The sequence below is a fragment of the Candidatus Tisiphia endosymbiont of Hybos culiciformis genome, from assembly GCF_964030975.1.
Classification (GTDB): Bacteria; Pseudomonadota; Alphaproteobacteria; order Rickettsiales; family Rickettsiaceae; genus Tisiphia.
The window spans coordinates 1-25,503 of record NZ_CAXIQH010000001.1 but is presented as its reverse complement, the minus strand read 5'-3'; the positions used below and the strand labels follow the sequence as shown (position 1 = coordinate 25,503).

27 protein-coding genes and 1 pseudogene are annotated in these 25,503 nt (G+C 34.2%); 18 read left to right on the top strand and 10 right to left on the bottom strand.

The window, feature by feature from the left end:
- The first annotated feature begins 7 nt into the window (after nucleotides 1-7).
- The 3 genes from ACQH2P_RS00140 to ACQH2P_RS00130 all read left to right on the top strand — a co-directional run bounded on the left by ACQH2P_RS00140 (nucleotide 8) and on the right by ACQH2P_RS00130 (nucleotide 4,805).
- A complete protein-coding gene (locus ACQH2P_RS00140) occupies nucleotides 8-1,405 on the top strand; it encodes a sodium:solute symporter family protein (protein ID WP_425362517.1) in 1,398 nt (465 codons plus the stop codon).
- The gene (gene uvrC, locus ACQH2P_RS00135) at nucleotides 1,389-3,446 is read left to right on the top strand and encodes an excinuclease ABC subunit UvrC (protein WP_425362516.1); all 2,058 of its coding nucleotides are present in this window, start codon (nucleotides 1,389-1,391) and stop codon (nucleotides 3,444-3,446) included. Before ACQH2P_RS00140 ends, uvrC begins: the two co-directional genes overlap by 17 nt.
- A 135-nt stretch (nucleotides 3,447-3,581) precedes the next feature.
- Nucleotides 3,582-4,805: an IS256 family transposase gene (locus ACQH2P_RS00130; RefSeq protein WP_425362497.1), complete on the top strand. Its 1,224-nt coding sequence runs from the start codon at nucleotides 3,582-3,584 to the stop codon at nucleotides 4,803-4,805.
- Nucleotides 4,806-4,877: 72 nt separating this feature from the next.
- Here ACQH2P_RS00130 and ACQH2P_RS00125 read toward each other — a convergent pair whose 3' ends face one another.
- On the bottom strand, nucleotides 4,878-5,741 hold the full coding sequence (locus ACQH2P_RS00125; protein WP_425364065.1) for an IS110 family RNA-guided transposase: 864 nt from the start codon (nucleotides 5,739-5,741) through the stop codon (nucleotides 4,878-4,880).
- A 52-nt stretch (nucleotides 5,742-5,793) separates the two neighbouring features.
- Between ACQH2P_RS00125 and ACQH2P_RS00120 the strand changes: the two genes are divergently transcribed.
- The 3 genes from ACQH2P_RS00120 (at nucleotide 5,794) to ACQH2P_RS00110 (ending at nucleotide 8,039) form a co-directional block, all read left to right on the top strand.
- Entirely contained in the window at nucleotides 5,794-5,961 is a 168-nt protein-coding gene (locus tag ACQH2P_RS00120) for a hypothetical protein (protein WP_425362515.1), read from the top strand.
- Between the two features lie 509 nt (nucleotides 5,962-6,470).
- Nucleotides 6,471-7,745, top strand: a complete 1,275-nt coding sequence (nuoF, locus tag ACQH2P_RS00115) for an NADH-quinone oxidoreductase subunit NuoF (RefSeq protein ID WP_425362514.1) — start codon at nucleotides 6,471-6,473, stop codon at nucleotides 7,743-7,745.
- 117 nt (nucleotides 7,746-7,862) lie between these two features.
- The gene (locus ACQH2P_RS00110) at nucleotides 7,863-8,039 is read left to right on the top strand and encodes a hypothetical protein (protein WP_425362513.1); all 177 of its coding nucleotides are present in this window, start codon (nucleotides 7,863-7,865) and stop codon (nucleotides 8,037-8,039) included.
- 70 nt (nucleotides 8,040-8,109) lie between these two features.
- On the opposite strand, the gene ACQH2P_RS00105 is transcribed toward ACQH2P_RS00110, so the two are convergent.
- From ACQH2P_RS00105 to ACQH2P_RS00080, 6 genes are all read right to left on the bottom strand, one after another.
- Nucleotides 8,110-8,250 carry a hypothetical protein gene (locus ACQH2P_RS00105; protein ID WP_425362512.1) on the bottom strand — a complete coding sequence of 47 codons (141 nt, stop codon included), beginning with the start codon at nucleotides 8,248-8,250 and terminating at the stop codon, nucleotides 8,110-8,112.
- A 145-nt stretch (nucleotides 8,251-8,395) separates the two neighbouring features.
- Entirely contained in the window at nucleotides 8,396-8,524 is a 129-nt protein-coding gene (locus ACQH2P_RS00100) for a hypothetical protein (protein WP_425362511.1), read from the bottom strand.
- A 47-nt stretch (nucleotides 8,525-8,571) separates the two neighbouring features.
- Entirely contained in the window at nucleotides 8,572-9,309 is a 738-nt protein-coding gene (locus ACQH2P_RS00095) for a putative folate metabolism gamma-glutamate ligase (protein ID WP_425362510.1), read from the bottom strand.
- A gap of 48 nt (nucleotides 9,310-9,357) precedes the next feature.
- Nucleotides 9,358-9,864 (bottom strand): dihydrofolate reductase, encoded by a 507-nt coding sequence (locus ACQH2P_RS00090; protein WP_425362509.1) that lies wholly within the window; start codon nucleotides 9,862-9,864, stop codon nucleotides 9,358-9,360.
- Nucleotides 9,865-9,871: 7 nt separating this feature from the next.
- Nucleotides 9,872-11,131, bottom strand: coding sequence for a dihydropteroate synthase (gene folP, locus ACQH2P_RS00085; protein ID WP_425362508.1), 1,260 nt, complete (start codon nucleotides 11,129-11,131; stop codon nucleotides 9,872-9,874).
- Nucleotides 11,118-11,507 carry a dihydroneopterin aldolase gene (locus ACQH2P_RS00080; RefSeq protein WP_425364064.1) on the bottom strand — a complete coding sequence of 130 codons (390 nt, stop codon included), beginning with the start codon at nucleotides 11,505-11,507 and terminating at the stop codon, nucleotides 11,118-11,120. The genes folP and ACQH2P_RS00080 overlap by 14 nt, the downstream gene beginning before the upstream one ends.
- Nucleotides 11,508-11,984: 477 nt before the next feature.
- Here ACQH2P_RS00080 and ACQH2P_RS00075 point away from each other — a divergent pair, with 477 nt between their 5' ends.
- From ACQH2P_RS00075 to ACQH2P_RS00050, 6 genes are all read left to right on the top strand, one after another.
- A complete protein-coding gene (locus ACQH2P_RS00075; protein ID WP_425362507.1) occupies nucleotides 11,985-12,110 on the top strand; it encodes a hypothetical protein in 126 nt (41 codons plus the stop codon).
- Between the two features lie 365 nt (nucleotides 12,111-12,475).
- Nucleotides 12,476-13,531, top strand: coding sequence for a phenylalanine--tRNA ligase subunit alpha (gene pheS / locus ACQH2P_RS00070; protein WP_425362506.1), 1,056 nt, complete (start codon nucleotides 12,476-12,478; stop codon nucleotides 13,529-13,531).
- Complete coding sequence (gene pheT, locus ACQH2P_RS00065; protein WP_425362505.1) at nucleotides 13,528-15,909, top strand: phenylalanine--tRNA ligase subunit beta; 2,382 nt, start codon at nucleotides 13,528-13,530, stop codon at nucleotides 15,907-15,909. Before pheS ends, pheT begins: the two co-directional genes overlap by 4 nt.
- A 112-nt stretch (nucleotides 15,910-16,021) precedes the next feature.
- On the top strand, nucleotides 16,022-17,329 hold the full coding sequence (locus ACQH2P_RS00060; RefSeq protein ID WP_425362504.1) for a hypothetical protein: 1,308 nt from the start codon (nucleotides 16,022-16,024) through the stop codon (nucleotides 17,327-17,329).
- Between the two features lie 323 nt (nucleotides 17,330-17,652).
- Entirely contained in the window at nucleotides 17,653-17,883 is a 231-nt protein-coding gene (locus tag ACQH2P_RS00055; protein WP_425362503.1) for a hypothetical protein, read from the top strand.
- A gap of 170 nt (nucleotides 17,884-18,053) precedes the next feature.
- On the top strand, nucleotides 18,054-18,200 hold the full coding sequence (locus ACQH2P_RS00050; protein ID WP_425362502.1) for a hypothetical protein: 147 nt from the start codon (nucleotides 18,054-18,056) through the stop codon (nucleotides 18,198-18,200).
- A 257-nt stretch (nucleotides 18,201-18,457) separates the two neighbouring features.
- Here ACQH2P_RS00050 and ACQH2P_RS00045 read toward each other — a convergent pair whose 3' ends face one another.
- Entirely contained in the window at nucleotides 18,458-19,780 is a 1,323-nt protein-coding gene (locus tag ACQH2P_RS00045; RefSeq protein ID WP_425362501.1) for an IS5 family transposase, read from the bottom strand.
- 105 nt (nucleotides 19,781-19,885) lie between these two features.
- Between ACQH2P_RS00045 and ACQH2P_RS00040 the strand changes: the two genes are divergently transcribed.
- The gene (locus ACQH2P_RS00040; protein ID WP_425362500.1) at nucleotides 19,886-20,092 is read left to right on the top strand and encodes a hypothetical protein; all 207 of its coding nucleotides are present in this window, start codon (nucleotides 19,886-19,888) and stop codon (nucleotides 20,090-20,092) included.
- 68 nt (nucleotides 20,093-20,160) lie between these two features.
- On the opposite strand, the gene ACQH2P_RS00035 is transcribed toward ACQH2P_RS00040, so the two are convergent.
- Nucleotides 20,161-20,952: an enoyl-ACP reductase FabI gene (locus ACQH2P_RS00035; protein WP_425364063.1), complete on the bottom strand. Its 792-nt coding sequence runs from the start codon at nucleotides 20,950-20,952 to the stop codon at nucleotides 20,161-20,163.
- A 101-nt stretch (nucleotides 20,953-21,053) separates the two neighbouring features.
- On the opposite strand from ACQH2P_RS00035, the pseudogene lnt reads away from it, so the two are divergent.
- Together lnt and ACQH2P_RS00025 are read left to right on the top strand one after the other, a co-directional pair.
- Nucleotides 21,054-22,514 (top strand): annotated as a pseudogene (gene lnt, locus ACQH2P_RS00030) (apolipoprotein N-acyltransferase); the annotation flags it as partial.
- Between the two features lie 286 nt (nucleotides 22,515-22,800).
- On the top strand, nucleotides 22,801-23,037 hold the full coding sequence (locus ACQH2P_RS00025) for a hypothetical protein (protein ID WP_425362499.1): 237 nt from the start codon (nucleotides 22,801-22,803) through the stop codon (nucleotides 23,035-23,037).
- On the opposite strand, the gene ACQH2P_RS00020 is transcribed toward ACQH2P_RS00025, so the two are convergent.
- Nucleotides 23,022-23,147: a hypothetical protein gene (locus ACQH2P_RS00020; protein ID WP_425362498.1), complete on the bottom strand. Its 126-nt coding sequence runs from the start codon at nucleotides 23,145-23,147 to the stop codon at nucleotides 23,022-23,024. The genes ACQH2P_RS00025 and ACQH2P_RS00020 overlap by 16 nt on opposite strands.
- Before the next feature lie 112 nt (nucleotides 23,148-23,259).
- Between ACQH2P_RS00020 and ACQH2P_RS00015 the strand changes: the two genes are divergently transcribed.
- From ACQH2P_RS00015 to tnpB, 3 genes are all read left to right on the top strand, one after another.
- A complete protein-coding gene (locus ACQH2P_RS00015) occupies nucleotides 23,260-24,483 on the top strand; it encodes an IS256 family transposase (protein ID WP_425362497.1) in 1,224 nt (407 codons plus the stop codon).
- 376 nt (nucleotides 24,484-24,859) lie between these two features.
- Nucleotides 24,860-25,297, top strand: a complete 438-nt coding sequence (locus ACQH2P_RS00010; RefSeq protein ID WP_425362496.1) for a hypothetical protein — start codon at nucleotides 24,860-24,862, stop codon at nucleotides 25,295-25,297.
- Nucleotides 25,236-25,460 carry an IS66 family insertion sequence element accessory protein TnpB gene (tnpB, locus tag ACQH2P_RS00005; protein ID WP_425362495.1) on the top strand — a complete coding sequence of 75 codons (225 nt, stop codon included), beginning with the start codon at nucleotides 25,236-25,238 and terminating at the stop codon, nucleotides 25,458-25,460. The genes ACQH2P_RS00010 and tnpB overlap by 62 nt, the downstream gene beginning before the upstream one ends.
- The last annotated feature ends 43 nt before the right edge of the window (nucleotides 25,461-25,503 follow it).

Genomic DNA, 25,503 nt, shown 5'->3' with positions numbered 1-25,503 from the left:
ATTAGTAATGACCCTTGATAATATTATTGTATTACTATATTTGATATCGATACTTGTTATTGGTATATACCACAGATCTAGACTTAGAGGCTTTGCCAATTATGCTACCGTTCAAGACAAGATTAAAAATAGCAAGATATTGTTAGTTGCAACTATTTTTACTTCGTCAGTTGGTGGAGCTACTACTTTGGGTATTGCTGAAAAAGCTTTTTCTGGTGATTTATCGTATAGCTATGGACTGATACTCTCTCTGCCAATTGATATACTAATAGCTATTTATCTCGTGCCACAAATAGCTAAACACTATGGAGCAGAAAGTGTCGGTGATATAATGGCAAAGTATTATGGTAGAGCAGGGCGTTTTATAGCTGGTATCACAACTGTTTTTGTATCTATAGGATTTGTTGCTGCTCAAATCAGTGTTAGTGGGTATATTTTTCAATATATTTTAAAAATTAACTACTTGGAAGGAACTCTATTAAGTTATGGGATTGTTATTATCTACACAACTATCGGTGGATTACAATCAATTATGTTTACTAATTTACTACAATTCTTTGCGATGATAATTGCTCTTCCAATTATTGCCATATGTGGTCTCAATAAAATTGGTATCAGTGACTTTATCAACCAATTGCCTATTGAAAAAGTATATTTTATCCATCATAATAATTTTGCCAGTGAGCTATTTATTAATACGATAACCGCCATGCTAGGCTTTTGTGTAATGAACTTATATCCTATTTTTATTCAAAGGGCTTTAATTAACAATAATGCCAAAAAGACTAGTAATGCTATATATATAAAATCAGGGATATATGCTATATTTTTAATATTTATAACCTTAAATGGGTTAATCGCCTATAATCTTTACCCCAACTACTCTTCTAATCTTGCATTGCCACACCTAATTGATCAAATAGTCCCCTCGGGGTTACAAGGCTTTGTTATAATTGGTTTGCTTGCATCAGTTATGTCTACTGCTGATTCTGATTTAAATGTTACCTCAATAGCCTTAGTAAAAGACTTGTTAAGCCCTATTTTAAAAATACAGAATCAAAAGAAATTATTGTTAATTGTTAGAATTGCTAATGTTATAATTGGGAGTTTTGCCATAATCATTGCTTTAAAATTTGATAATGTAATTGACCTAGTAGTGTTTATTACCGGGTTTTGGGGGCCAATAATATTAGTTCCTCTAATATTTGCCTTGTTTAACATTACTATCGCACCAAGAATGATGATTTTATGCGGATTAAGTGGAGCTACATCTTTCTTCATTTGGACATATTTTTTTGCTGATAATTTTCGACTAAAGGGGGTCTTTGTTGGTACTATGTGCAGTTTGTTAGTCTTTTGTATAGAGTTACTCAGAAAAAAGCTAGGTTATGTTACAAAAATCTAAACTTATAGGCAGTGATTTAATCAAATCTCACCTTGAGAGTGTACCCAGCCTTCCTGGAGTTTATAAAATGCTGAAAGCTGATCGGCAGGTTATATATATCGGCAAAGCTAAGAATCTAAAGAAACGTCTTACTAACTATATTAAAACTGATCTCGATAATAAAACAATACGGATGATCTCTCTAACCCATTATTTAGAGTATAATGTTACTAATTCTGAGATTGAAGCTTTATTGCTTGAAGCCCAATTAATTAAAAAATTTCAACCTAAGTTTAATATATTACTTAAAGATGATAAATCTTTTCCCTATATCAAATTACGCTTAGATGTTGATTACCCGCAATTAATTAAATATAGAGGAAAGAACTTATCTGGTGGTGAGTTCTTTGGTCCGTTTGTTTCCTCAGAGCAAGTCGATACTACCTTAAAAGAATTACAGAAAATTTTTAAACTACGTTCTTGCAGCGATAATTATTTTAACAATCGTAAACGCCCTTGTTTACAATACCAGATTGGTAGATGCTCTGCCCCATGTGTTAGCAAAATTAGTAAAGAAGATTATAGCGAACTAGTATGCCAAGTAAAAAATTTCTTAAACGGCAAAACTAAGGAACTACAAAAAACTCTATCACAAAAAATGGAAGAGTTAAGTATACAATTACGCTTTGAAGAAGCTGCCGAAATACGAGACCGAATAAAGGCACTGAGTTATATCCAACTAAAATCAACCTTATCCAGTAACTCTATAAAAAACGCTGATGTTATAGCTATTGTTGAAAAGAATAGTTATTATTGTATCCAACTATTTGTCTATAGATTTGGTCAATCTTACGGGAATATACCTTATTTCCCAATTCACACCGAGGATAGCAACAAAGCAGAAATACTGACACAATTTATAAATCAATTTTATCAAACTGCTCAGATTCCAGATGAGATAATTATAAATCATCCTATCATTGATCTAGAATTAGTAACCAAAGCTATTAGACAATTGAGTGGAAATAGTAAATTATCTATTACTCTCCCTACCCATGGTAATAAGGTTAATTTGTTAGAAAATGCTGAATTTAATGCCCAATTATCACTTAACCAACATTTAAAACAATTTGCTAAAAACCAAATAATCTTTCAACAAATACAACAATTATTCGACCTACCTGCTATACCAGAGAGAATTGAAGTTTATGATAATAGTCATATTATGGGAACATTTGCCGTAGGTAGCATGGTTGTTGCTAACCAATCGGGCTTTGATAAAAAAGAATATAGAATTTTTAATATATCTATTCCCCAGAGTGATGCCCAAGGTGACGATTATGAGATGTTAAGAATCGTTTTAACAAGAAGATTTACCAGATTAAAAAAAGAGCATCTAACAAATGAACAGGTAAGTACTTGTGACACTAATTCTTTAAAGCAGCAGAGTATACCTAGTTTAATAGACTCCCTGCATAAGTCAAAGATGGTTGGGGGATTTTTAGAAGAAACGAAACCGAGTACCGCAGCGTACACAGACGTACGTGAGGAGCGGAGGCAAGTTTCGACGACAAAATCACCAACTAGATTGATTTATGCAGGAAGTCTATTGACTTATGCAGGGAGTCTAATGATTATCGATGGAGGTAAGGGACACTTATCTGTAGTACAAAAAATAATGAAAGAATTTGATCTTAAAATTCCATTTGTTTGTATGTCAAAAGGACCTGACAGAAATGCTGGATGCGAACAGTTCCATATGCCAGGTAAAGAGACTTTTACAATCGATAAGAATCTTCCAGTGATGAAATATTTACAGATTTTGCGGGATGAAGCACATAATTTTGCTATAAAAAATCATAGGCTACGCCGTTCTAAAGCCATTAAAGTTTCTAGTTTAGATGACATAAGTTCAATTGGTGTCATCCGGAAAAAAGCCTTGTTACATTATTTTGGCTCATATAAAGCAATATGTGACGCCACTATTGATGAATTATCTAAAGTAAATGGTATAAGCCAAACTCTTGCAAAAAATATTTTCACTTCATTACATAATAAATAATAGGTTACTCATTGTTTATACAGAATAATGATAATAGCATAGCAATTATCTTTTATCTAAATTTGGCTCTGTCCAGAAAAGTGTGTAAATTTCGAGATAGGTTATATATAAAAATATAACAAAAAAGGAAATTACATGAATAAAAAAACAAATGAATCAATAAAGCAAGCAGTAGATTTATTAATAGATAATGATACAGATGTAAGCACAATACTGAAAGAAGGAGGATTATTAAAAGAATTGACCAAACGCTTGATAGAGAAGGCATTGCAGTCAGAATTGAATAATCATCTAGGCTATGATAAATACAGTCGTGTAGATAATGATAATGCTCGTAATGGTATAACTAGCAAAAAACTGATCTCCGAACATGGAGCGGTTGAGATAGAAGTACCAAGAGATAGGCGTAGTACCTTTGAACCAGCAATACTACCGAAAAGACAAAAACGTTTTGATGGTTTTGATGATAAAGTCTTATCATTATATGCTAAAGGTATGAGTGTATCTGATATTAAGGTTCAATTACAAGAGTTGTATAGTGTTGAAATAAGTGAGAGTTTAATCAGTCAGATCACCGATGATGTAATGGATGATGTAAAAGCTTGGCAGAGTAGACCGTTAGAAGAGATATATCCGATAGTATTTTTTGATTGTTTAGTAGTAAAAGTTAGGCAAGACAAAAGGATAATTAACAAGGCAATATATGTTGCATTAGGGATTGATTTATCTGGTAGAAAAGATATATTGGGATTATGGATCAGTGAAAATGAAGGGGCAAAATTTTGGCTTGGTAATTTTACTGAAATGAAAAATAGAGGATTAAAGGATATACTGATTGCCTGTAGTGATAATCTTACTGGTATGTCTGAGGCGATAGAAGCAGTTTATCCAAAAACAGAACATCAATTATGTATTGTACATCAGATTAGAAATAGTTTAAAATACGTATCATATAAAGATAGGAAGCAGGTGGCTAGCGATTTAAAGCCGATATATACTGCAGCAACGGAAGAACAAGCACATTTAGCTTTAGTATATTTTGAAGAAAAATGGAATAAACAATATCCACAAATTGCCAAATCATGGTATAATCATTGGGATAATTTAATGATTTTTCTAGGATATCCAGAGGCAATTAGAAAGGTAATTTATACCACTAATTCAGTTGAATCTGTTAATAGTCAATTGCGTAAAGTAACAAATAATAAGCGTGTTTTCCCTAGTGATAGTGCTGTTTTTAAAAGCTTATATTTGACAATTGACTATATGACCAAAAAATGGACTATGCCTATTCCCAACTGGAATGAAGCTATGGCTCATTTGATGATCAAATTTGAAGATAGGCTTAACAAAATTTAATGACCTATTTTGGAAATTTACACACTTTTCTGGACAGAGCCCTAAATTTTCAAAAAAAATAAAAATATTTATCTAAATAACAAAACAACGTTTTTGTTGAATAAGTTTATGGCACACTTCAAGTAGTTTACGCATGCATGCAACTATAGCAACTTTCTTAGGTTTAAAATTGTTAACAAGTCTATCATATAAAGTTTTTAAATATTGAAAACCATTTTTGCCAGTTAATACAGCCATATATAAAGCATCCCGTGGTATTTTCCTACCGCCTCTAATAAATCTTCGTCCTTGCTTATTACCACTATCACGGGCATAAGGAGCTATCCCCACAATTGCTGACAATTCGTTACTACTATAATTTTTATCCCCCAATTCAGGTACAAAACTAATTAGTTTTGTAGCCAAACATTTACCAATACCAGGTACAGTCTCTAATATTTTCACCTTCTCTTTTAACTCTTCTGACTCATCTATTACCTCACTTAATTTTTTATCAAGCTCAGCTATTTCATTCTGTAAAAATTTAATGAGCTTTTCTATACTCTCTTTATCAATACCATCAATACTATGATGTAGCCTCTTCTTTTCATTACTCAGTATTAGAACTAAATCTTCCCGCCTTTGCTGATACCTCTTCAAAGTCTCGGATTCAACTTGATATACATAATTTGCTGAAAGTTGCATTTTATCGCCATAATATGCTAATTTAAATGCATCCTTCTTATCAGTTTTACATAAATTCACCGATTTGCTAAATGAATTAAAACTATATGTATTGACCCTATGTATCTGTTGTTTATTATTATACAATTTTTGGCAAATCTCAGCTTCATAACCTCCAGTAGGCTCACATACTATTAGCTTAATCTCGTCATTCTTTATTAGTGTTATCAGTTCTTCATGCCCTAACTTATCATTGGAAAAACGATTATATATCGGTTTATTGTTAGACTCATATAAACATATATAGTTATGCCTATAGGATTAGGTGATAAAGAACATAACTATTGTAAGTTGTCATTCCCGCGTAGGCGGGAATCTAGATACCTGCTTTCGCAGGTATGACACAAAGTTTGTATCACCTAATTCAATAGGTTTCACTATATCTAACCATTTTTTACTTACATCTAGACCTATTATTTTACTCATGATATAATCTCCTTCATCTTATTGTGCAAGGCTGCTGCTTCCAGCACCTTCTGCAATTTGTTCAAAGCAAACTTTGTAAGAGGGTACTTATTCTATGCTCGATTATCTCAATCAAGTACCCCACAAGTCACCCTCTTACAATTATTTATATCACATTCTCAAGATATAAGTACCCTACATTTTTTATTTTGTAGTGAAAGTGTAATTCGACATAATGTACCAATTTAAGGAAAAAAAACCGATCTCTAACTGTCATTGCGAGGAGCCACTTTAGGCGACGAAGCAATCCACTTCTGGTCTTTTGGATTGCTTCGTCGTGCTTACACACTCCTCGCAATGACGCTTGTGTAGCATAATATCCTTATAATTTTTTGCTATTTTTACGATAGAATAAAAAATGTAGGGTATGAGTTAAACCTCGTAGGTATCAGGGCAGTTTAAAACCCCTTAAATTTATTCTTCACAATTATTTACCTTCATCTATACTCTCATCTGCAGATATTCTAAGAGTGAATTATGTTACAAATTAGCGAAAAAATTTTTTCTAATCTTAGTGGGCAGGAAAAATATGATATAATAAGTAGTAAGCAACGTGGAGATTGGGATAATACAAAAGATTTTATTATTAAAGGTAGAGAATGGATAATTGAAGAAGTAAAAAAATCAGGTTTGCGGGGACGGGGTGGTGCTGGATTTTCAACTGGCACCAAATGGTCGTTCATGCCTAAAGAACACCCAAAACCTAGCTATTTAGTGGTTAATGCTGATGAATCAGAGCCTGGTACATGCAAGGATCGTGATATTTTAAGGTATGAGCCGCATAAATTAATTGAAGGCTGTTTGCTTGCCAGTTTTGCTGTTAACGCAAATACTTGCTATATATATATTCGTGGTGAATTTTATAACGAATCATCCAATGTGCAGCGTGCTATAGATGAAGCTTATGATGCTGGTTTGATAGGCAATAATGCTTGTGGTACTGGGTACAATCTTGACATTCATTTACATAGAGGTGCTGGGGCGTATATTTGCGGTGAGGAAACAGCTTTGCTTGAGAGCTTAGAGGGCAATAAGGGTTTCCCTAGGCTAAAGCCACCATTTCCAGCTAATTTCGGCTTATATGGTTGTCCAACAACTATTAATAATGTTGAATCAATTGCCGTTGTACCTACTATACTTAGACGTGGGGGTGATTGGTTTGCTTCAATCGGTAAGCCTAACAGTACCGGCACGAAGATTTTCTGTATTTCTGGTCACGTAAATAAACCATGTAATGTTGAAGAAGCTATGGGGGTACCTTTAAAGGAGTTGATTGAAAAATATGCTGGAGGTGTACGTGGTGGCTGGGACAATCTGAAAGCTATTATTCCAGGTGGCTCATCAGTACCATTATTACCAAAGTCACTATGTGAAGATCTGGCAATGGATTTTGATAGTTTAAAGTCAGCTGGCTCAGCTCTTGGAACTGGGGGAATTATTGTTATGGATAATTCCACGGATATTATTTATGCTATTGCGAGACTTAGTAAATTCTACATGCATGAGTCTTGTGGTCAGTGTAGTCCATGCCGAGAAGGTACAGGTTGGATGTGGCGAATTATGATGCGATTAGTACGCGGTCAGGCAAGAATAGAGGAAATAGATCAATTACTGGACGTGACCAAAATGATCGAGGGGCGTACTATTTGTGCTCTTGGGGATGCTGCTGCTTGGCCTATCCAAGGTTTAGTTCGTCATTTTCGTCATGAGATTGAAGAAAGGATCTATTCAAAAAGGTGTGACAATTTTTAGATAGGTTATGTATAGCAAAACCCCCGCTATATTTACAAAAAAGATGTCATTACCCGCGTAGGCGGGACAGGGCAGTTTAAAAGTCGCAACTAATGATACAAGAATCTGTTTTGAGAAATGCATAAACGTCATTGCGAGGAGCCGCTTCGCTACGACACGGCAATCCAAAAAATTGCAACGGCAAAAATAAAACAGCAAGCTGTTTATTTGGATCGCCACGCCACTTCGTGGCTCGCGATGACGGTTATTCGTTTCTATAATCTAGTATTTTATATCATTAGTTGCGACTTTTAAACTGCCCTGATACCTACGAGGTTTAACTCATACCCTACATTTTTTATTCTATCGTAAAAATAGCAAAAAATTATAAGGATATAGTGAAACCTATTGAATTAGGTGATACAAACTTTGTGTCATACCTGCGAAAGCAGGTATCTAGATTCCCGCCTTCGCGGGAATGACAGCTTACAATCGTTATATTTTTATCACCTAATCCTATGAGCATAACTATATTATGCTACACAAGCGTCATTGCGAGGAGCTACTTCAGTAGCGACGAAGCAATCTAATGAATGTGGATTGCTTCAACCACTATGTGGTTTCGCAATGACGTTTTGTACTTTTCTACACTTTTAAAATTGCCATGAGGGTTATGCGTAAGGTATAGTGAAACCTATTGAATTAGGTGATACAGACTTTGTGTCATACCTGCGAAAGCAGGTATCTAGATTCCTGCCTTCGCGGGAATGACAACTTACAATCGTTATGTTCTTTATCACCTAATCCTATGAGCATAACTATAGCTGTGTGTGACATGTGAGTTAGTTTATGTTATTACATGCCATTTAGCAGCACGTAATAGCGGGGAATATAAATCTTCATCCATAGGAATCAAGATATTTTTCTCTTCTTCTATTGTGGGTGGTCTATCAAGGAAATAAATTTTCGGTGCATTTTTAATAATGGCAAAAGGCGTCTGTTCATCGCCTTCACCCATAACAAAAACTGCTGAAGTAGCCAAAGCATCCAAAATATTCACTTGTGTAACCTTTAATGGGCGATTGTAAAGATCAGGTTTATCAATATATGAATAAAGGGGAATAAAACCACACCAACCAAGAGCAATACCGGTCACACCTCGTCTCATGATTGTTGTATGACTGTCTGTAATTACAATACCAATCTTTTTAAGATTGTGTTTCTTTTTTAAATATTCCCATATCCAGATAACTGTTTTTTGAATATTCTCAGGATATAAAACATAGACTTCATGTACGTTTGATTCATCTATTCCTGCAGAAGGTATAAGTATACCATTCTTGATAGTTAAATAAAGATCATAAGGATTATTGTCAGTCTCCACCACCAAATCTGCTTCTTGCTGAATCAACAAATTCTTACATATACTATCCTTTGAAATTAAACGTCCTTGTATGACACTAATTATCTTGGATGTTATAGCAACAATATCCTCATCTACAAGTTCTTGGATATACTGATCTAAAATTTGTTCTAGACAATCATTAACCTCAATCCTGTGAGTTTTTATGCTTTTAACATGCATGGCATTCTATCATCCCATCAAGAGAGGTATTAAGGTTTGTACAAAATGTCAAGAGAGCTCCTTTATGTTTGTAAGTTTACAAATAGTATAATTAGAGTGTTTTTTTAAAATTTTTTCATCCCATCCTTTAAAATAGCTTAAATCAATGGATGTATCACCAGAATATAAGTGGTGTATTTTTGTTAGTATAAAATAAGAAATCAGATTATATTTTAAAAATAAATGAGCAATCTCAGCTCCACCAATCATAAAAAGTTTCTTTGCTGAGTTTAAAGATTGAATATATTGTAAGAATTCATTCAGTGAAGTCACTATCTTTGCATTGCTGGAAACAAAGTGAGGATTACGAGAAAAAACAATAATCTCTCTATTAGTCGACAAAGTTTTTGCTATTATATCATAAGTCTTTCGTCCCATAATCATAATATGTCCAATAGTTGTGGTTCTAAAATGTTCAAGTTCTTCAGGATAACTCCAAGGCAAAACACTTCTATAACTAATAACTCCTTGTTGCGTTGCTGCCATGATGCCTATTATCTTGTTTTTTTGCTTCATATGATACCTACTGTTGAAAGTTTTGGTATGTTGCAAAAAATCGCATATGGTCTTTTACATTATGAACACGCAAAAAATCTACCTTATCTTTTAATGCAAGGGAAGTAGCAATAGTTTCAATATCTCGATTTTTAGCATCAGCTAGAGAAAATGCCTGAATATAAGATTTTCTAGAATGTCCAACCATTACTTGAATACCTAAGCTCTTGAGTTCTTGAACATATCGTAAAATCTCTATGTTTTGATATGACGATTTTCCAAATCCAATACCTGGGTCAAGGATAATATCTTCTTGAGAAAAGCCAATATTTAAGAGATGTTCAATGGATTGCTCTCCCCATTCTTTTATCAAACTAATAGGTTTGTGTTCTAAAGATAGAATTAACTCTTGATTAGGTGGAATACTCAATGAATGCATGAAGCATAGTTTACAACCTTTCTCAGCAATGCTCTTCAGAGTCCAAACATCAAAATCACCTTTGACATTATTAATCCAACTAATCTGATAGTTTTCAAGAAGCTTCCTAACAGTGGATGACCAGAAACTATCTATGCTAACTTTAAGTATTTCATTATTTATTAATGTTGTAATCCCATCTAGAACAGGCTTTAATTTATTATATTCCTCCTCTGGTGTATGAATTACAGCCTCTGGTCTTGTGGATTGAGCACCAATTTCAATAATACTAGCACCATCACTAGCTAATTCTTGAATTTGTTCAATTGCTTTATCTAGATTGTTAAATTTCCCTCCATCTGAAAATGAATCACTTGTAATGTTAACAATCCCCACAAGTGAAGGATGTAGAACAAAGCTTTTAGAAAAAGAATTTGTTACAGACATCTTTGTCCAGGGCTGTACTTCCATGAGAGCTAAAAGATGTTGCAAGAATGGTCGAGTACTTAATTCTGGATGTGGAATTGTAAGCTGAGGGGTATTGAGCTGTAGTTCATCCCAAAGTAAAATATCTAAATCTATAATACGAGGTGTCCATTTTTCATAAGTAGCCAATCGTCCCATATCAGATTCTATCAATTTCATGGTTATAAGTAGTGCATCGGGTGATAAATCCGTCTCTCCGGCAACTATCATGTTTAAGAATGGCTTATTCCAAGATGGAGGAGCGTTATCTGGCAAAATCGCTTTGGTTTCAAGTACAATTGAAGATTTAACATTGCGTAAACAACCTTGTGTTAATAGATTCACAGCAATATTTAAATTATTAATACGATTTCCTAAATTAGATCCAAGACTAATATAAATCATTGCCCCCTCCTTTATTATATAAAGCAGAGCAGTAAGTAAAGGTTATATCCCCATGAACATCTTGGACGGGCGGTGACATTTTACGTGTCGTTACATTGACGCATTTAACAAGATCACGATGTTTTATTAAAGACTTATCAATAGCATGATAAACTTCTATCGTTAAATGTTCTACCAGATTAAAATGTTTAGTTTGGCAAAGGGATTTAATAGTTTGAACAAGCTCAAGATAACAAATTGTATCTTCAAGTTTGTCGGTAATTGTACCTTTTGGGAGAGTTGTAAATTCTAATTCAATATTAAAACTAACTAGTTGTGAATGAAACTTTTCTTGATCACTACATCCAAGATGAATCCATATCCGTAAATCTGAGATTATAAGTTTAAAAAAGTTCTTATTGAAAGTTTACCTCTTGTTGTATTGTATAAGTTTATCAAAAAAAAGATTTACCTAGAAATGAGCATAAAGCACCTTATTATAGTAATATAGCGAATATATTGAGTCAATAGTTTTTTTGTGCAAGTTATGCAGGGCGATTTAAAAGTCGCAACTAATGATATAAAATAAAAGCCTCCCTAGTGCTACAGTCGTAAACTTTATGCATACAGTGCACGGGTTCTTTCTTTATCTTTAAAGTGACAATCTTTTGCTCTGGCTTGGTGTCGTCTTCGCCATAAGGATAGGCTTAAGAATGCTTCCTTTGTTGTCGTAAATAAGCTTGAAAAAATCAACTTTACAAAACGTCTAATTTCTTGAACCGTAAGGCTGATAAAATCTTCTGTTTTTTTTTATATTCGTGCATTGAATCCAATTGCTCTTGACCTGCAGATATAGTTATGCTCATAGGATTAGGTGATAAAGAGCATAACGATTGTAAGTTGTCATTCCCGCGAAGGCGGGAATCTAGATACCTGCTTTCGCAGGTATGACACAAAGTTTGTATCACCTAATTCAATAGGTTTCACTATAGCTAAATAATAAGTTACCTTACGCAGGGCATTTAAAAATCATAGAGAAAACAGCTATTAGTGGGTAATAAAAATCTGCTATATTTTAGATATAACCAAATTCAGGTTATTTATAGCTAACTTGATTAGCATTTATCCATAGCAAATTGGCGTCATTGCGAGGAGCTACTTCAGTAGCGACGAAGCAATCTAATGAATGTGGATTGCTTCAACCACTATGTGGTTTCGCAATGACGTTTTGTACTTTTCTACACTTTTAAAATTGCCATGAGGGTTATGCGTAAGGTAACATAATAATTTACTCTAGACATATAATGAAACTTAGTCTAATCTCCTCTAATTTAAGATATGATGTTATTATTTAATTAACTTGTTATGGATAATCTAAACCAAATATTAAAATCTGCCCAAAGCAGTATCGAGTCAACTCAATCTCTATCAGAATTACAACAAATTAGGGTAGAACTCCTTGGGAAGAAAAGTTTACTCAATCAAGAAATGAAAAAACTAGGCGGTCTTGAACCAAATGATCGCAAGAAGTTAGGCGAGGTAGTTAATCTGCTGAAAGAGCAGGTTAGTAATTTACTACAAGCAAAACAAACTATCTTGGAAGAATTTGAATTAAATAAGCAGCTTGCTGAAGAAAAGACGGATTTAACCATTCCAGCTAGACAATATAAGAAGGGAAGCATTCACCCAATTACCCAAGCTACCGAAGAATTAATTCAAATATTTGCAAAATTTGGGCTAACCATTAAGGATGGTCCGACTATCGAAAATGATTGGTATAATTTCACAGCCCTCAATTTTTATGAAGATCATCCCGCCAGGCAGATGCATGACACTTTCTACCTAAAAGCGAAAGAAGGGGCAGATACACTTCCACTACTGTTACGTACCCATACTTCGCCAATACAAATCAGAACCATGCAAAATGATAAACCACCTTTTAGGTTTATCGCTCCTGGTAGAACTTATAGGTCGGATTCCGATATGACGCATACGCCAATGTTCCATCAGATTGAAGGTCTAGTACTCGATGAAAATATTAATATGGGACATTTAAAATATCTTATCACGGAATTTATTAAAGATTTTTTTGAACAAACAAATATTGACATACGTTTTAGACCAAGCTTCTTCCCGTTTACTGAGCCATCTGCCGAAGTGGATATTAAGATGCAGGGTAGTGATAAATGGCTAGAGGTGCTTGGTTGTGGTATGGTTCATCCAAACGTTCTTAAAAATGTTAATATAGATAGCGAGCATTATCAAGGGTTTGCTTTTGGGCTAGGTGTTGAGCGTTTTGCTATGTTAAAATACGGTATTAAAGATCTTAGACAATTCTTTGAAGGAGATATAAGATGGTTAAAACACTATAATTTCTCTGCTTTTGATATACCAACTTTAGCTGGGGGATTAACAAGATGAAATTTACTCTATCATGGTTAGAAAAATTCTTAGATACTGATAGTTCTGTTGCAGATATTGCTGACTGTTTAACTATGCTTGGTCTGGAAGTGGAAGAAATAGTAGATAAAAGGGTGGAGCTAAAAGATTTCGAAGTAGCTCACATACTAACTACTAAACCCCATCCATCGGCGGATAAACTTAAGATATGTCAAGTTCAAACTAATGAAGGAATTTTGCAAATAGTTTGCGGAGCAAGTAATGCTAGGGAGAATATTAAAGTAGTATTGGCAAAAATTGGTTGTGAAATTCCAAATGGTAAATTTAAAATTAAAGAATCGGTAATTCGTGGAGAAAAAAGTTGTGGTATGCTATGTTCGGAAGAGGAATTATTGCTTGGTACTAATTCGGAAGGTATCATAGAACTGCCGCAAGATGCTAAAGTAGGAGAGTCACTTATACAATATTATGGGTATAGTGATCCTGTCTTTGATATTAATGTTACCCCAAATCGTGGCGATGCTCTTGGTGTCTATGGTATAGCTAGAGATCTTGCTGCTAGTGGTATTGGTACGCTTAAAGAATTAGAAATAGCAGAAATTGCCGGAGAATTTGAATCTAATTTGAGTTTACAAGTAGAAAATGAAGAAGCATGTCCATTATTCGGCTTTCGAGAAATAAGAAATTTACAAAACAAACTAAGCCCTGATTGGTTGAAGCAATTATTGCAAAATATTGGAGTAAAACCAGTTTCAGCTATAGTGGATGTTACTAACTACATCTCATACAGCTTCGGGCAACCAATGCATGCTTATGATAGAAGTAAATTATTAGATAATATCCAAGTTGCGATTCTTAAAGAAAAAACTAAATTTGTAGCTTTAAATGGTAAAGAATATGATTTAAATGCAGGAGATTTGGTAATTCAAGATAATGGGCAAGTGCTGGCTCTTGCTGGTATTATAGGTGGGGATAATAGCAGTTGTGAGCTTGAAACGCAAAACATCCTGCTAGAAGCGGCGTGTTTTTCTCCTAAATATATTACTAAAACTGGCAGGCGTCTGCAGATTGATACTGATTCACGCTACCGTTTTGAACGTAATATTGATCAAAGTTTTACCTTAAAAGCCTTAAATATTGCAAGTAAAATGATTTTAGCTATTTGTGGAGGTGAAATTTCTGATATAGTGTATAATGAGGGGTTGGTCTTTGTGCAAAAATCCCTGGACTTCCCTATAAATTGCCTAGCTAAAATAACCGGTCTAAACTTAAACAAAACAGAGATTTGTGATATTTTAAAAAATCTTGGCTTTATTATAGTAGATATAGGTGATACTCTCAAACTTACCGTACCATCCTGGCGGCATGACATCACCATTAAAGAAGATATTATTGAAGAAATTGTTCGTATTTACGGTTATGACAAGTTAGAGCCGATTAAATTACCAGAAATGCAACTAACAAGAATTATACCTAAAGAGCAACGAAGAATTTCTGATATTAAAAGAATTTTAGCCAATTGCAGCTATGATGAGGTAGTAACAAATTCATTCATGGATAGTGAAATAGCAAAATTATTTGCTCCAATAAAAGAGGAGCTATTTTTGCTAAATCCTATTAATGTTGATAATAATTATATGCGACCTAGCATTATTCCTAAATTACTTAAATTAGTTCAAAAGAATTTAACAAGATCCATTAAAGACATTGCTTTGATGGAATTGGGGCCAATCTTTAACTCTTGTGCATCAGATGGAGAGTTAATTTTTGCTTCTGCAGTAAGATGTGGGTTCTATAATGAAAAAGATTGTCATTCTGCGGCTCGCCCCGTAGATGTTTTTGATATTAAATCTGACTTAGAAAATATTTTAAATTATGCAGGTCTACCGATTGATAAGTGCCAATTTGCTCCTATTGATTTACCTTATTACCATCCGACAAAGTCAAACCTTATAAAACTTGGTAAGAATATCATAGCATATTTTGGGCAAATTCATCCATCTATATTAAAGCATTTTGATATTGATTGTCAGATATTTGCCTTTGAAATAAATATTGCCAATATACCATTTGCTAAAGCAAAATTTGCTAAAAGAGACGAGTTTATTGTTTCCGACTTCCAACCAACCTGTAGAGACTATGCTTTTGTAGTTGATCTAGAGCAACCGGTTGGCAAGATCATTGCTTATATCAAGAATTCTAATAAAAAAATGATAAAATCAGTTGATCTATTTGATATTTATTCAGGAGATAAACTACCTTCTGGAAAAAAATCGGTGGCAATTACAGTGCAATTTCAAGCAGATGATCGGACGTTAAATGAAGCAGACTTAAATTTATTAAGTCAAGAAGTTATTGCAAGTGCTTATGAAAAATTCCAAGGTAAATTAAGAGAATAAATAAAATTTCTGGATAAAGTAATTTTTTTTAGCTAGAGTACTTGACTTGGCTTGATTAATAAAGTTATATTGTATAATTGGGCTATAAGAATAATTAATTTATGAGTGTTGTATGAAAAGTGGTAACGAAGATAATAAGGAAGGTTTAACTGTTGTCAATGAAGCTGTGAATAATATAGCTGAAGCTGTAATTGCAGTGCATAATAATTTGCCAGCATCTTCTGCCGAGAAACAAGATTTAGAGGGTGTTGCTGAGGTTCTAGTTGATGTGATGACTGTCTTGGATAGAAGTAGCTCGCTGCAAGATATAACAGCTAAAGATATAGAAGGGTTAGAGAAAAAAGCTGAGAACATGAAGAGCCGTTCATCAATTGGTGCTAAAATAAAGGCATGGTTCAACTCTTTTATTAACTTTTTAAAATCTCCGTTTAGTAAACAACATAAAGAAGAATTACAGCAAGCAACAAAAGATACTGTTAAAGAAATTGAGGTTGTACAGAAACAAGCTGTCAAAGAACAAGCTTTACAGGAACAAATAGCTACAACTATTCCAGCAAAAGAAACCCATGTACAACCACCTTTGATGGAAACTGATAAACCTCAAACAACGATAGCTAGAACAGCACCGTTAGCAGTACCAGAAACAACCCACCCTATACAAGATATTGAGCCAGTGCAAGCTGTAGTGGGGAATGCTCCAACTATGCCGCCATCACAGGTGACAACTGTCACTCCGATAGTTATGCCACCACCAGTGCAGGTAACAGTTAATATCGCTCCAGGTGTACCACCTCCACCACCTCCTCCGCCGCCACCAGCATATGTTGCACAGTCTGATCCTTTGGCTGCTATAAAAAGTATGGAGAAGAAGTCACCGGAGCAAATAGCAGAACTTGCAAAACCAACAGGTGGTGACCTCATAAACGAGCTGGAGAAAAGACTTGCGGCACGGAAAGAAAAAGCTGGTGAAATTCAAATTGATGAAAAATCGCCTAAACATCTTCAAGAGTTGGCTGCAATTAGAAAGCTGAGTGAAAAAGATCGCCTAGGTGAAAAAGAAGCAGTATATGGTCAAAAAATAGAAGTAGCAATAAAACCAGAAGCGGCAGCAGTTAGCCCCCCTAAGGTTGTACTTAAAGATGGAGTTCCAGTAGCACCACCGCCGCCCCCTCCTCCGCCACCTATGCCTGCTACTCAACCACCTAAACCAGTAGTAACCAAATCCTCGGTGGTAGCAGCACCAGCAACAAAGGGGCAAGCAAAACCTGTTCAACTTGCTGTCGATGCGGAGGCTCTCAAGAACGCGATGGGCAATTTTAGGAAGGTAGCTTCTTCTCCCCCTAAAGAAACAACAGAAAAACCTGTGCCAAATTTTAAGGCTCATCTTAAACCAATAAAAGGACACGGCGGTAGGGAGTAAGTAGCACGACTGTCGAAAGTTAGAAGAGGCGGCGATTTTAAGTACTCCCCCGTCAAAAGTTTAAAAACACAACATCTACTATGTTTAAACGCAAAAGGCGTCATTCCCGCACCACTTTGTCATTCTTAGCAACGGCGGGAATCTAGATCCCGCACTGAAGCAGGGATGACAGACTTTGTCCTGTGGTTAAACTATAAAAATCTTGGAAATCCATAAGGTTTTGAACAAAATAAGGTGAAAATCTTATGGAGCTTGATGTGATTTTTGACCACAAACATGTATTAGAATGTATGGCATAGTTGAAGGAGGAGATGAGATAAGGAATGGATAACATCAAGATATGGCAAGAACTGGAAGGAATGATAGAAGAAGGTCAGAGTGGTTTAAGAGTAGGATGTAATGATTATAGAACTTTTAATAATATGTCACTGTATGTCAAAGCATTAATGAGTTCTGTTGAGAGGAAGAATAGCTGGCAATTAACGGAAATGGTAGGAGCTAAGACACCATACAATTTTCAGTATCTTTTATGTTATGCCACGGCGGTCTCATGAACAAAAGGTAAAGAAATGTTAATAATAAAGTTTTTGCAAATAGTGGAGTAATATCGTAAGAATCTCTTAATAAAATAATTATTATTTGGAGATAGTGATGTTAAGAGAGAGAGAATTCGTCAAGAACTTTGCAGAACATTTTTGCGATATAGTTATGCTCATAGGATTAGGTGATAAAGAACATAACGATTGTAAGTTGTCATTCCCGCGAAGGCGGGAATCTAGATACCTGCTTTCGCAAGGTTAACACAAAGTTTGTATCACCTAATTCAATAGGTTTCACTATATCAGTAGTTCCAACAATTCTGCTGAAGTAATGTTAAAGAATATAAGGTCCCATTGGGGAGTTGAATCTATGCATTGGATACTAGACGTGGTATTTAGTCTCCCCGTCAAAAGTGCAAAAAATTAAAAAATTAGCAGCTTAGCAAAAAATTTTTTGTATAAAATTTTAGAGTTTAATTCTTTTGATGTAAATTTTTAATATAAAAAGATGATTTCTAGAAATTTTTTGCACGATGATTTGTTAACGATTTTGTAATCGTTTGATTAATTTTCTTTTATTGAGTCATTTTTATGTAGAAAAATTTGTTTTGAGAAGGTGATTACCAATACACCGTAAGTTCAATCCTACAGCGGAAATTAACGGATTTATTATATCTCCTATTACTCCTTTTAAGTAATTTCTGCCAACTCTACCATAATGCTTAAGGTGTCCTATTATCGGCTCTATAGCACTTCTTCTCTTGATCATTGCCTTATCATCTGAGGATAGCTTCTTCTTGCAATATGGGCTATACACCTTGTCTTTTTCTTTAAAATTATTCCCCTTATAGCCTAAATCAACAAATGTCCTGGCTATTCCCACTCCTGTTAATTTCTTTACAACCTCTACAGTCTGCGATAATGTATGACCATCATATGGATTGCCATGAAATGATTTGGCCGCTAATACAAAATTACCTCGACCACTTACTGCTATCGAAACCTTGTTACCAAACTCATAGGGTTTGTTTAATTTCCCTTTACCTATGCACTCTACCTCCGGTGCGTGAAAACTATATAATACTTTATTATCCTCCTTATATCGCTCTTTCTCTGCTTTACTCAGTATAGATTGTGCCTGAATCTTTTTAATCTTATTTAGTATTTCTTGCTGCTTTAATGACAAACTTAACTTTGTTTTTGCTATTTCTCGCTGACATATTCTTATTAAACGACCCAGCAATATCTTTAAATGTTGCATTACCTTCTTACGTTTTTTGGCTTTACTATTATCCTTATATTTCCATAATTTTACTATGTCTTTTTTATATTGCTTGGCATATGTCTCATGTAACTTAATGCCTAAAGTATGACATAACTTTACTAGCTCTATTCTTGCCTTATCCATCAAATACACATCATGAGGATACTTAATATTCTTAATTTGTACTGTAGTATCAACGATTATCGATGCTAAGTCTTTTTTTTTAAGCACTCCGACTTTGCAACCAATTCTTGTTAATTCTTTTAATATCTCATTATATCCTTCTTCCCCTAATATAGCACGAAACCTTCGTATACTAGCTTCTGATATCTCAGCATCTTTCTGCAAATATTCCCAACCACAAAAATATTGCCAATATACGTTCTCTCTCAGCTCTTCTTCAGCTGCAGCATCTGACAGGTTATACATCGCTTGCAGCATAGTTACTCCAAGTAATAACCTGTGACATCTGCGATTCCTACCAAATTTCTTGATATTAACATTTGTCAATAACCATTCCTCTAAAACAGTCCAATTTATTAACGATCTTAATTTATATAACTTGTTATTAGGGTTTAATTCTTCGGTCAATTTATAACCAAAAAGCTGTCCTTGTTTTTGGGATTTTATTATATCTTCTATCGGCATAATTCATACAATCCATAAGGTTTCTGCCAATATTATAGCATTTTCTTATGGATTATCTAGATATTTTTACCCGCTAACCATATTATATATTATCCTTCTAGACTTTTGACGGGGAGACTATTTAACGAGGATGCAAGTAGCATAAGACAAGGCAATGCTCCTGCGAATATGGCAATTATCAGAAGATTTGTATTAAATATTTTAAATAAAATAAAGACTAAAAGGGAGACTAGACCCAAAATGATGCTTACTATGGGTTGGTCACCAAAGAACTTAAAACGTTTTACTAATGCTTTAATAGAAATTAACTAATTGTTCATGAGGCCGCCGTGTGTACACTGTGCCTGCTCGCCCCTCATTTTCAAATCCAATTCTCCAAATTATTCGAGTATATTCATCCCCACTGTAGTGTTAAATCCACCATCTACATAATGTATTTCACCAGTAACTCCGGATGATAAGCTACTCAGCAAGTATAAAGCAGCCCCTGCAACATCACTAGAAGAAATATTCCTGCGTAACGGTGATGTAGCCTCATGGGAAGCTAACATAGTTTTGAAATCACTAATACCACTAGAGGCTAGAGTTTTTATAGGACCAGCTGATATAGCATTTACTCGGATATTATTTGATCCCATATCAGTTGCAAGATATTTTACACTGCATTCTAATGCAGCTTTAGCAAGTCCCATTACATTATAATTACGAACTACCTTTTGGGAACCATAATAAGTTAGAGTAAGGATACTACCACCATCCTTCATCAAAGGTTCTGCACGTTTTGCCATAGCAGTTAGAGAATAACATGATATATTCATGCTATTAAGAAAATTAGGTAGTGTGGTATCTATATATCTACCTTTTAATTCATTCCTATCAGAGAAAGCTATAGAATGAACCAAAAAATCAAGTTTACCCCATTTTTGTTCAATAATCCTAAACAAATTATCAAGTGACTCTTCATTTGTTACATCACATGGAACAACAAAATTACAACCAATCTCTTCAGCAAGAGGTCTAACGCGTTTTTCAAGCATTTCTCCTTGATAGGTAAGGGCTAAGTCTGAACCATGCTCTTTGACCATTTGAGCAATAGCCCAAGATATTGACAAATTATTAGCGACGCCTGTAATTAATCCTTTCTTACCATCAAGTAAACCGACAATTTGCATATATTCTCCATACTTAGTAATTATACCTTGCTCAAACAATAGCATTATGTATATTTTTGTAAATAACTTTCAAAATATAGCACTAATAATATATAGCACTAATGTTTTTATCCAAAATATTTATATTTATTTCAGGTATGGTTAGCGGTTTAGTTTTTGCTCCAACTTTCTTTGTACCTGGGTTATTTTTCTTGGCACTACTATGTCATCAAGTACAAATTGCTAATAGTTGGCAAGAGGCATCTCTATTAGGTTTTATATTTGGTTTTGGGCACTTCCTAGTCAGTATGTACTGGGTTAGCATAGGGATTGCTGTATATATTGATGAATTTTGGTGGGCAATACCATTGGCGTTATTTGGTCTGCCAATTTTTCTTGCTTGTTTTATTTCTATAACCTGCGGTTTGGGGTTTTTAGCGAAGAATCATAACTTGTATCAGTTTATCTTTTGCCTTTATTGGGTATTTTTTGAATGGGTAAGCTCATGGTTCTTTACCGGGTTACCCTGGAATCTGCTCGGATACGCTTTTTCATTTTCTGATACTCTTATCCAGCCTTCTAGTATTATAGGAGTATATGGTTTAAGTTTTATTGTAATATATATATCAACTAGTTTTTATCACCTATTTACTAAACAATATAATCTACTAAAAATATCATTAGTAAATTCATTGCTAATAATTTCTCTGATAACTTCCTACGGTTTATTAAGGCTACATAACAACCCCACCAATTTCTCAAATGTAAAAGTTCGATTAGTGCAGCCAAGTATTCCACAAACTGCTAAATGGGATGTTGCAGAATTCTGGAAAAATTTAAATCTTCATATTGCATTATCTGAAGAACCAGGTGACGTAGATCTAATTATATGGTCGGAAGCTGCTATGGTAGTACCGTATGATTATAAACCAATCAAAACGAAACTATTAAAAATGTTGGAAAGGAAAAAAGCAATTTTAATTACTGGTGGTATAACAAATAATAGTAAAAAAGGCGATGATTTTGAAATTTATACAAGTTTATATGCTTTAACAAAAGAAGGGGATAAATTATTTGAATATCATAAGTCTCATTTAGTACCATTTGGTGAATATATGCCTCTTAAATGGATATTACCATTGAAGAAATTAACCCCTGGGTTATTAGATTATACTGAAGGGAATGTGCAACTTGTTAGTCTTGATAAACCTAATATAATCATAAAACCGCTTATTTGTTATGAAGCAATCTTTCCAAGTCTCGTTCAAACGAGTAATAAACTTTCAGATGTGATTATTAATGTCACTAACGATACATGGTATGGAAATTCCTCTGGTCCGTACCAACATTTACAGATTAGTCGTATGCGTAGTATAGAAAACGGTCTTCCTATGCTTAGAACAGCTAATAATGGTATATCGGCTGTAATAGATCCAGTAGGCAGAATTATTCAACAACGAGCTCTCAATGAAATAGGTTATATAGATAGTTTATTACCAAATAAGCTAGAATATGAAACTTTATACTCCCAATTCGGGGATATAAGTGCTTTATTAGCAATAATATTTATCCTAATTACTCACCTTACGTATGGTATTAAAAGTCATAGGAAAAACAGCCATGCGTCATTGCGAGGAGCCACTTTGGTGGCAACGAAGCAATCCAAGAGCATGGATTGCCACGACCACTACATGGTCTCGCAATGACGTATTGTACTTTTCTACAATTTTTAAATTGCCATGAGCATTATGTGTAAGGTGAGTTACTATGACTAAATGATAATCGAGTTAGTTATACCTAGTACTACAGTCGTAGTTTACAAATAATATAAAATGTATGGCATAGTTGAAGGAGGAGATGAGATAAGGAATGGATAACATCAAGATATGGCAAGAACTGGAAGGAATGATAGAAGAAGGTCAGAGTGGTTTAAGAGTAGGATGTAATGATTATAGAACTTTTAATAATATGTCACTGTATGTCAAAGCATTAATGAGTTCTGTTGAGAGGAAGAATAGCTGGCAATTAGCGGAAATGGTAGGAGCTAAAACACCATACAATTTTCAGTATCTTTTATGTTATAGTTATGCCTATAGGATTAGGTGATAAAGAACATAACTATTGTAAGTTGTCATTCTTAGCAACGGCGGGAATCTAGATACCTGCTTTCGCAAGGTTAACACAAAGTTTATATCACCTAATTCAATAGGTTTCACTATATCTGCAGGTCAGGAGCAATTGGATTCAATGCACGAATGGCTCTGTCCAGAAAAGTGTGTAAATTTCGAGATAGGTTATATATAAAAATATAACAAAAAAGGAAATTACATGAATAAAAAAACAAATGAATCAATAAAGCAAGCAGTAGATTTATTAATAGATAATGATACAGATGTAAGCACAATACTGAAAGAAGGAGGATTATTAAAAGAATTGACCAAACGCTTGATAGAGAAGGCATTGCAGTCAGAATTGAATAATCATCTAGGCTATGATAAATACAGTCGTGTAGATAATGATAATGCTCGTAATGGTATAACTAGCAAAAAACTGATCTCCGAACATGGAGCGGTTGAGATAGAAGTACCAAGAGATAGGCGTAGTACCTTTGAACCAGCAATACTACCGAAAAGACAAAAACGTTTTGATGGTTTTGATGATAAAGTCTTATCATTATATGCTAAAGGTATGAGTGTATCTGATATTAAGGTTCAATTACAAGAGTTGTATAGTGTTGAAATAAGTGAGAGTTTAATCAGTCAGATCACCGATGATGTAATGGATGATGTAAAAGCTTGGCAGAGTAGACCGTTAGAAGAGATATATCCGATAGTATTTTTTGATTGTTTAGTAGTAAAAGTTAGGCAAGACAAAAGGATAATTAACAAGGCAATATATGTTGCATTAGGGATTGATTTATCTGGTAGAAAAGATATATTGGGATTATGGATCAGTGAAAATGAAGGGGCAAAATTTTGGCTTGGTAATTTTACTGAAATGAAAAATAGAGGATTAAAGGATATACTGATTGCCTGTAGTGATAATCTTACTGGTATGTCTGAGGCGATAGAAGCAGTTTATCCAAAAACAGAACATCAATTATGTATTGTACATCAGATTAGAAATAGTTTAAAATACGTATCATATAAAGATAGGAAGCAGGTGGCTAGCGATTTAAAGCCGATATATACTGCAGCAACGGAAGAACAAGCACATTTAGCTTTAGTATATTTTGAAGAAAAATGGAATAAACAATATCCACAAATTGCCAAATCATGGTATAATCATTGGGATAATTTAATGATTTTTCTAGGATATCCAGAGGCAATTAGAAAGGTAATTTATACCACTAATTCAGTTGAATCTGTTAATAGTCAATTGCGTAAAGTAACAAATAATAAGCGTGTTTTCCCTAGTGATAGTGCTGTTTTTAAAAGCTTATATTTGACAATTGACTATATGACCAAAAAATGGACTATGCCTATTCCCAACTGGAATGAAGCTATGGCTCATTTGATGATCAAATTTGAAGATAGGCTTAACAAAATTTAATGACCTATTTTGGAAATTTACACACTTTTCTGGACAGAGCCGCACGAATATAAAAAAAAACAGAAGATTTTATCAGCCTTACGGTTCAAGAAATTAGACGTTTTGTAAAGTTGATTTTTTCAAGCTTATTTACGACAACAAAGGAAGCATTCTTAAGCCTATCCTTATGGCGAAGACGACACCAAGCCAGAGCAAAAGATTGTCACTTTAAAGATAAAGAAAGAACCCGTACACTGTATGCATAAAGTTTACGACTGTAGTACTAGCTTATTTTCACTTCATATGTATCAATATTGTATACTTGCAGCAAAACTGCATAACTCTATCTAATTTTTTTGTTAGTATAAAATTTATTTTATAAATTTGGGTTCCTACTATGCAAATACCATCAATTACTATTGAGCAAGTAGCTCAGCAATTTAAAGCCTGGCGTCAAACTAAAACTAACAAGTTTGATCCCATACCAAACCATCTAAAGGAATTAGTTCGCCAGCTACTCCATCACTATTCTTGCAAAGATATAGCCAAACATCTCAATATTAATAAAACAATAATTAGTTCAATTCAACGTATACTTGCAGCAAAACTGCAACAAGATATTAATTTCCTTCCATTTCAACTAGTAAATTCTATAGATACTGATCCTGTGGCTACTCCCAAACAAAATTACTACACTTGCCACATTATTAAACCAAATGGTACCAAGCTTATTATCCAAACATTGGATCCAAAAATCATATTCAGACATTTCTATGCTGCAACTAACCCCTCAGTCAGTTATTTTTGTTGCCACTATTGCCATCGACTTTCGTAAGGGTATCGATGGTTTAATAGCTGTTTGCAGACAAAAACTTTCTTCCAACCCTCTTAATGGTTCCTTGTTTTTATTCTATAATAAAAACAGAACTGCCATTAAAATTTTGTCCTTTGATGGTCAAGGCTTTTGGTTATGCTCTAAAACGCCTATCCAAAGGTAAAATTTTACGGCAAAACTTTCCCCATCTGATAATTCATACGGCT

Bases quoted from the DNA above. Each gene is read 5' to 3' on its own strand.
- ACQH2P_RS00140 (WP_425362517.1), top strand. From the start codon at position 8: ATGACCCTTGATAATATTATTGTATTACTATATTTGATATCGATACTT.
- uvrC (WP_425362516.1), top strand. From the start codon at position 1,389: ATGTTACAAAAATCTAAACTTATAGGCAGTGATTTAATCAAATCTCAC.
- ACQH2P_RS00130 (WP_425362497.1), top strand. From the start codon at position 3,582: ATGAATAAAAAAACAAATGAATCAATAAAGCAAGCAGTAGATTTATTA.
- nuoF (WP_425362514.1), top strand. From the start codon at position 6,471: ATGTTACAAATTAGCGAAAAAATTTTTTCTAATCTTAGTGGGCAGGAA.
- ACQH2P_RS00110 (WP_425362513.1), top strand. From the start codon at position 7,863: ATGCATAAACGTCATTGCGAGGAGCCGCTTCGCTACGACACGGCAATC.
- ACQH2P_RS00105 (WP_425362512.1), bottom strand. From the start codon at position 8,250: ATGCTCATAGGATTAGGTGATAAAAATATAACGATTGTAAGCTGTCAT.
- ACQH2P_RS00095 (WP_425362510.1), bottom strand. From the start codon at position 9,309: ATGCATGTTAAAAGCATAAAAACTCACAGGATTGAGGTTAATGATTGT.
- ACQH2P_RS00090 (WP_425362509.1), bottom strand. From the start codon at position 9,864: ATGAAGCAAAAAAACAAGATAATAGGCATCATGGCAGCAACGCAACAA.
- folP (WP_425362508.1), bottom strand. From the start codon at position 11,131: ATGATTTATATTAGTCTTGGATCTAATTTAGGAAATCGTATTAATAAT.
- pheS (WP_425362506.1), top strand. From the start codon at position 12,476: ATGGATAATCTAAACCAAATATTAAAATCTGCCCAAAGCAGTATCGAG.
- pheT (WP_425362505.1), top strand. From the start codon at position 13,528: ATGAAATTTACTCTATCATGGTTAGAAAAATTCTTAGATACTGATAGT.
- ACQH2P_RS00060 (WP_425362504.1), top strand. From the start codon at position 16,022: ATGAAAAGTGGTAACGAAGATAATAAGGAAGGTTTAACTGTTGTCAAT.
- ACQH2P_RS00055 (WP_425362503.1), top strand. From the start codon at position 17,653: ATGGATAACATCAAGATATGGCAAGAACTGGAAGGAATGATAGAAGAA.
- ACQH2P_RS00045 (WP_425362501.1), bottom strand. From the start codon at position 19,780: ATGCCGATAGAAGATATAATAAAATCCCAAAAACAAGGACAGCTTTTT.
- ACQH2P_RS00035 (WP_425364063.1), bottom strand. From the start codon at position 20,952: ATGCAAATTGTCGGTTTACTTGATGGTAAGAAAGGATTAATTACAGGC.
- ACQH2P_RS00025 (WP_425362499.1), top strand. From the start codon at position 22,801: ATGGATAACATCAAGATATGGCAAGAACTGGAAGGAATGATAGAAGAA.
- ACQH2P_RS00015 (WP_425362497.1), top strand. From the start codon at position 23,260: ATGAATAAAAAAACAAATGAATCAATAAAGCAAGCAGTAGATTTATTA.
- ACQH2P_RS00010 (WP_425362496.1), top strand. From the start codon at position 24,860: ATGCAAATACCATCAATTACTATTGAGCAAGTAGCTCAGCAATTTAAA.
- tnpB (WP_425362495.1), top strand. From the start codon at position 25,236: ATGCTGCAACTAACCCCTCAGTCAGTTATTTTTGTTGCCACTATTGCC.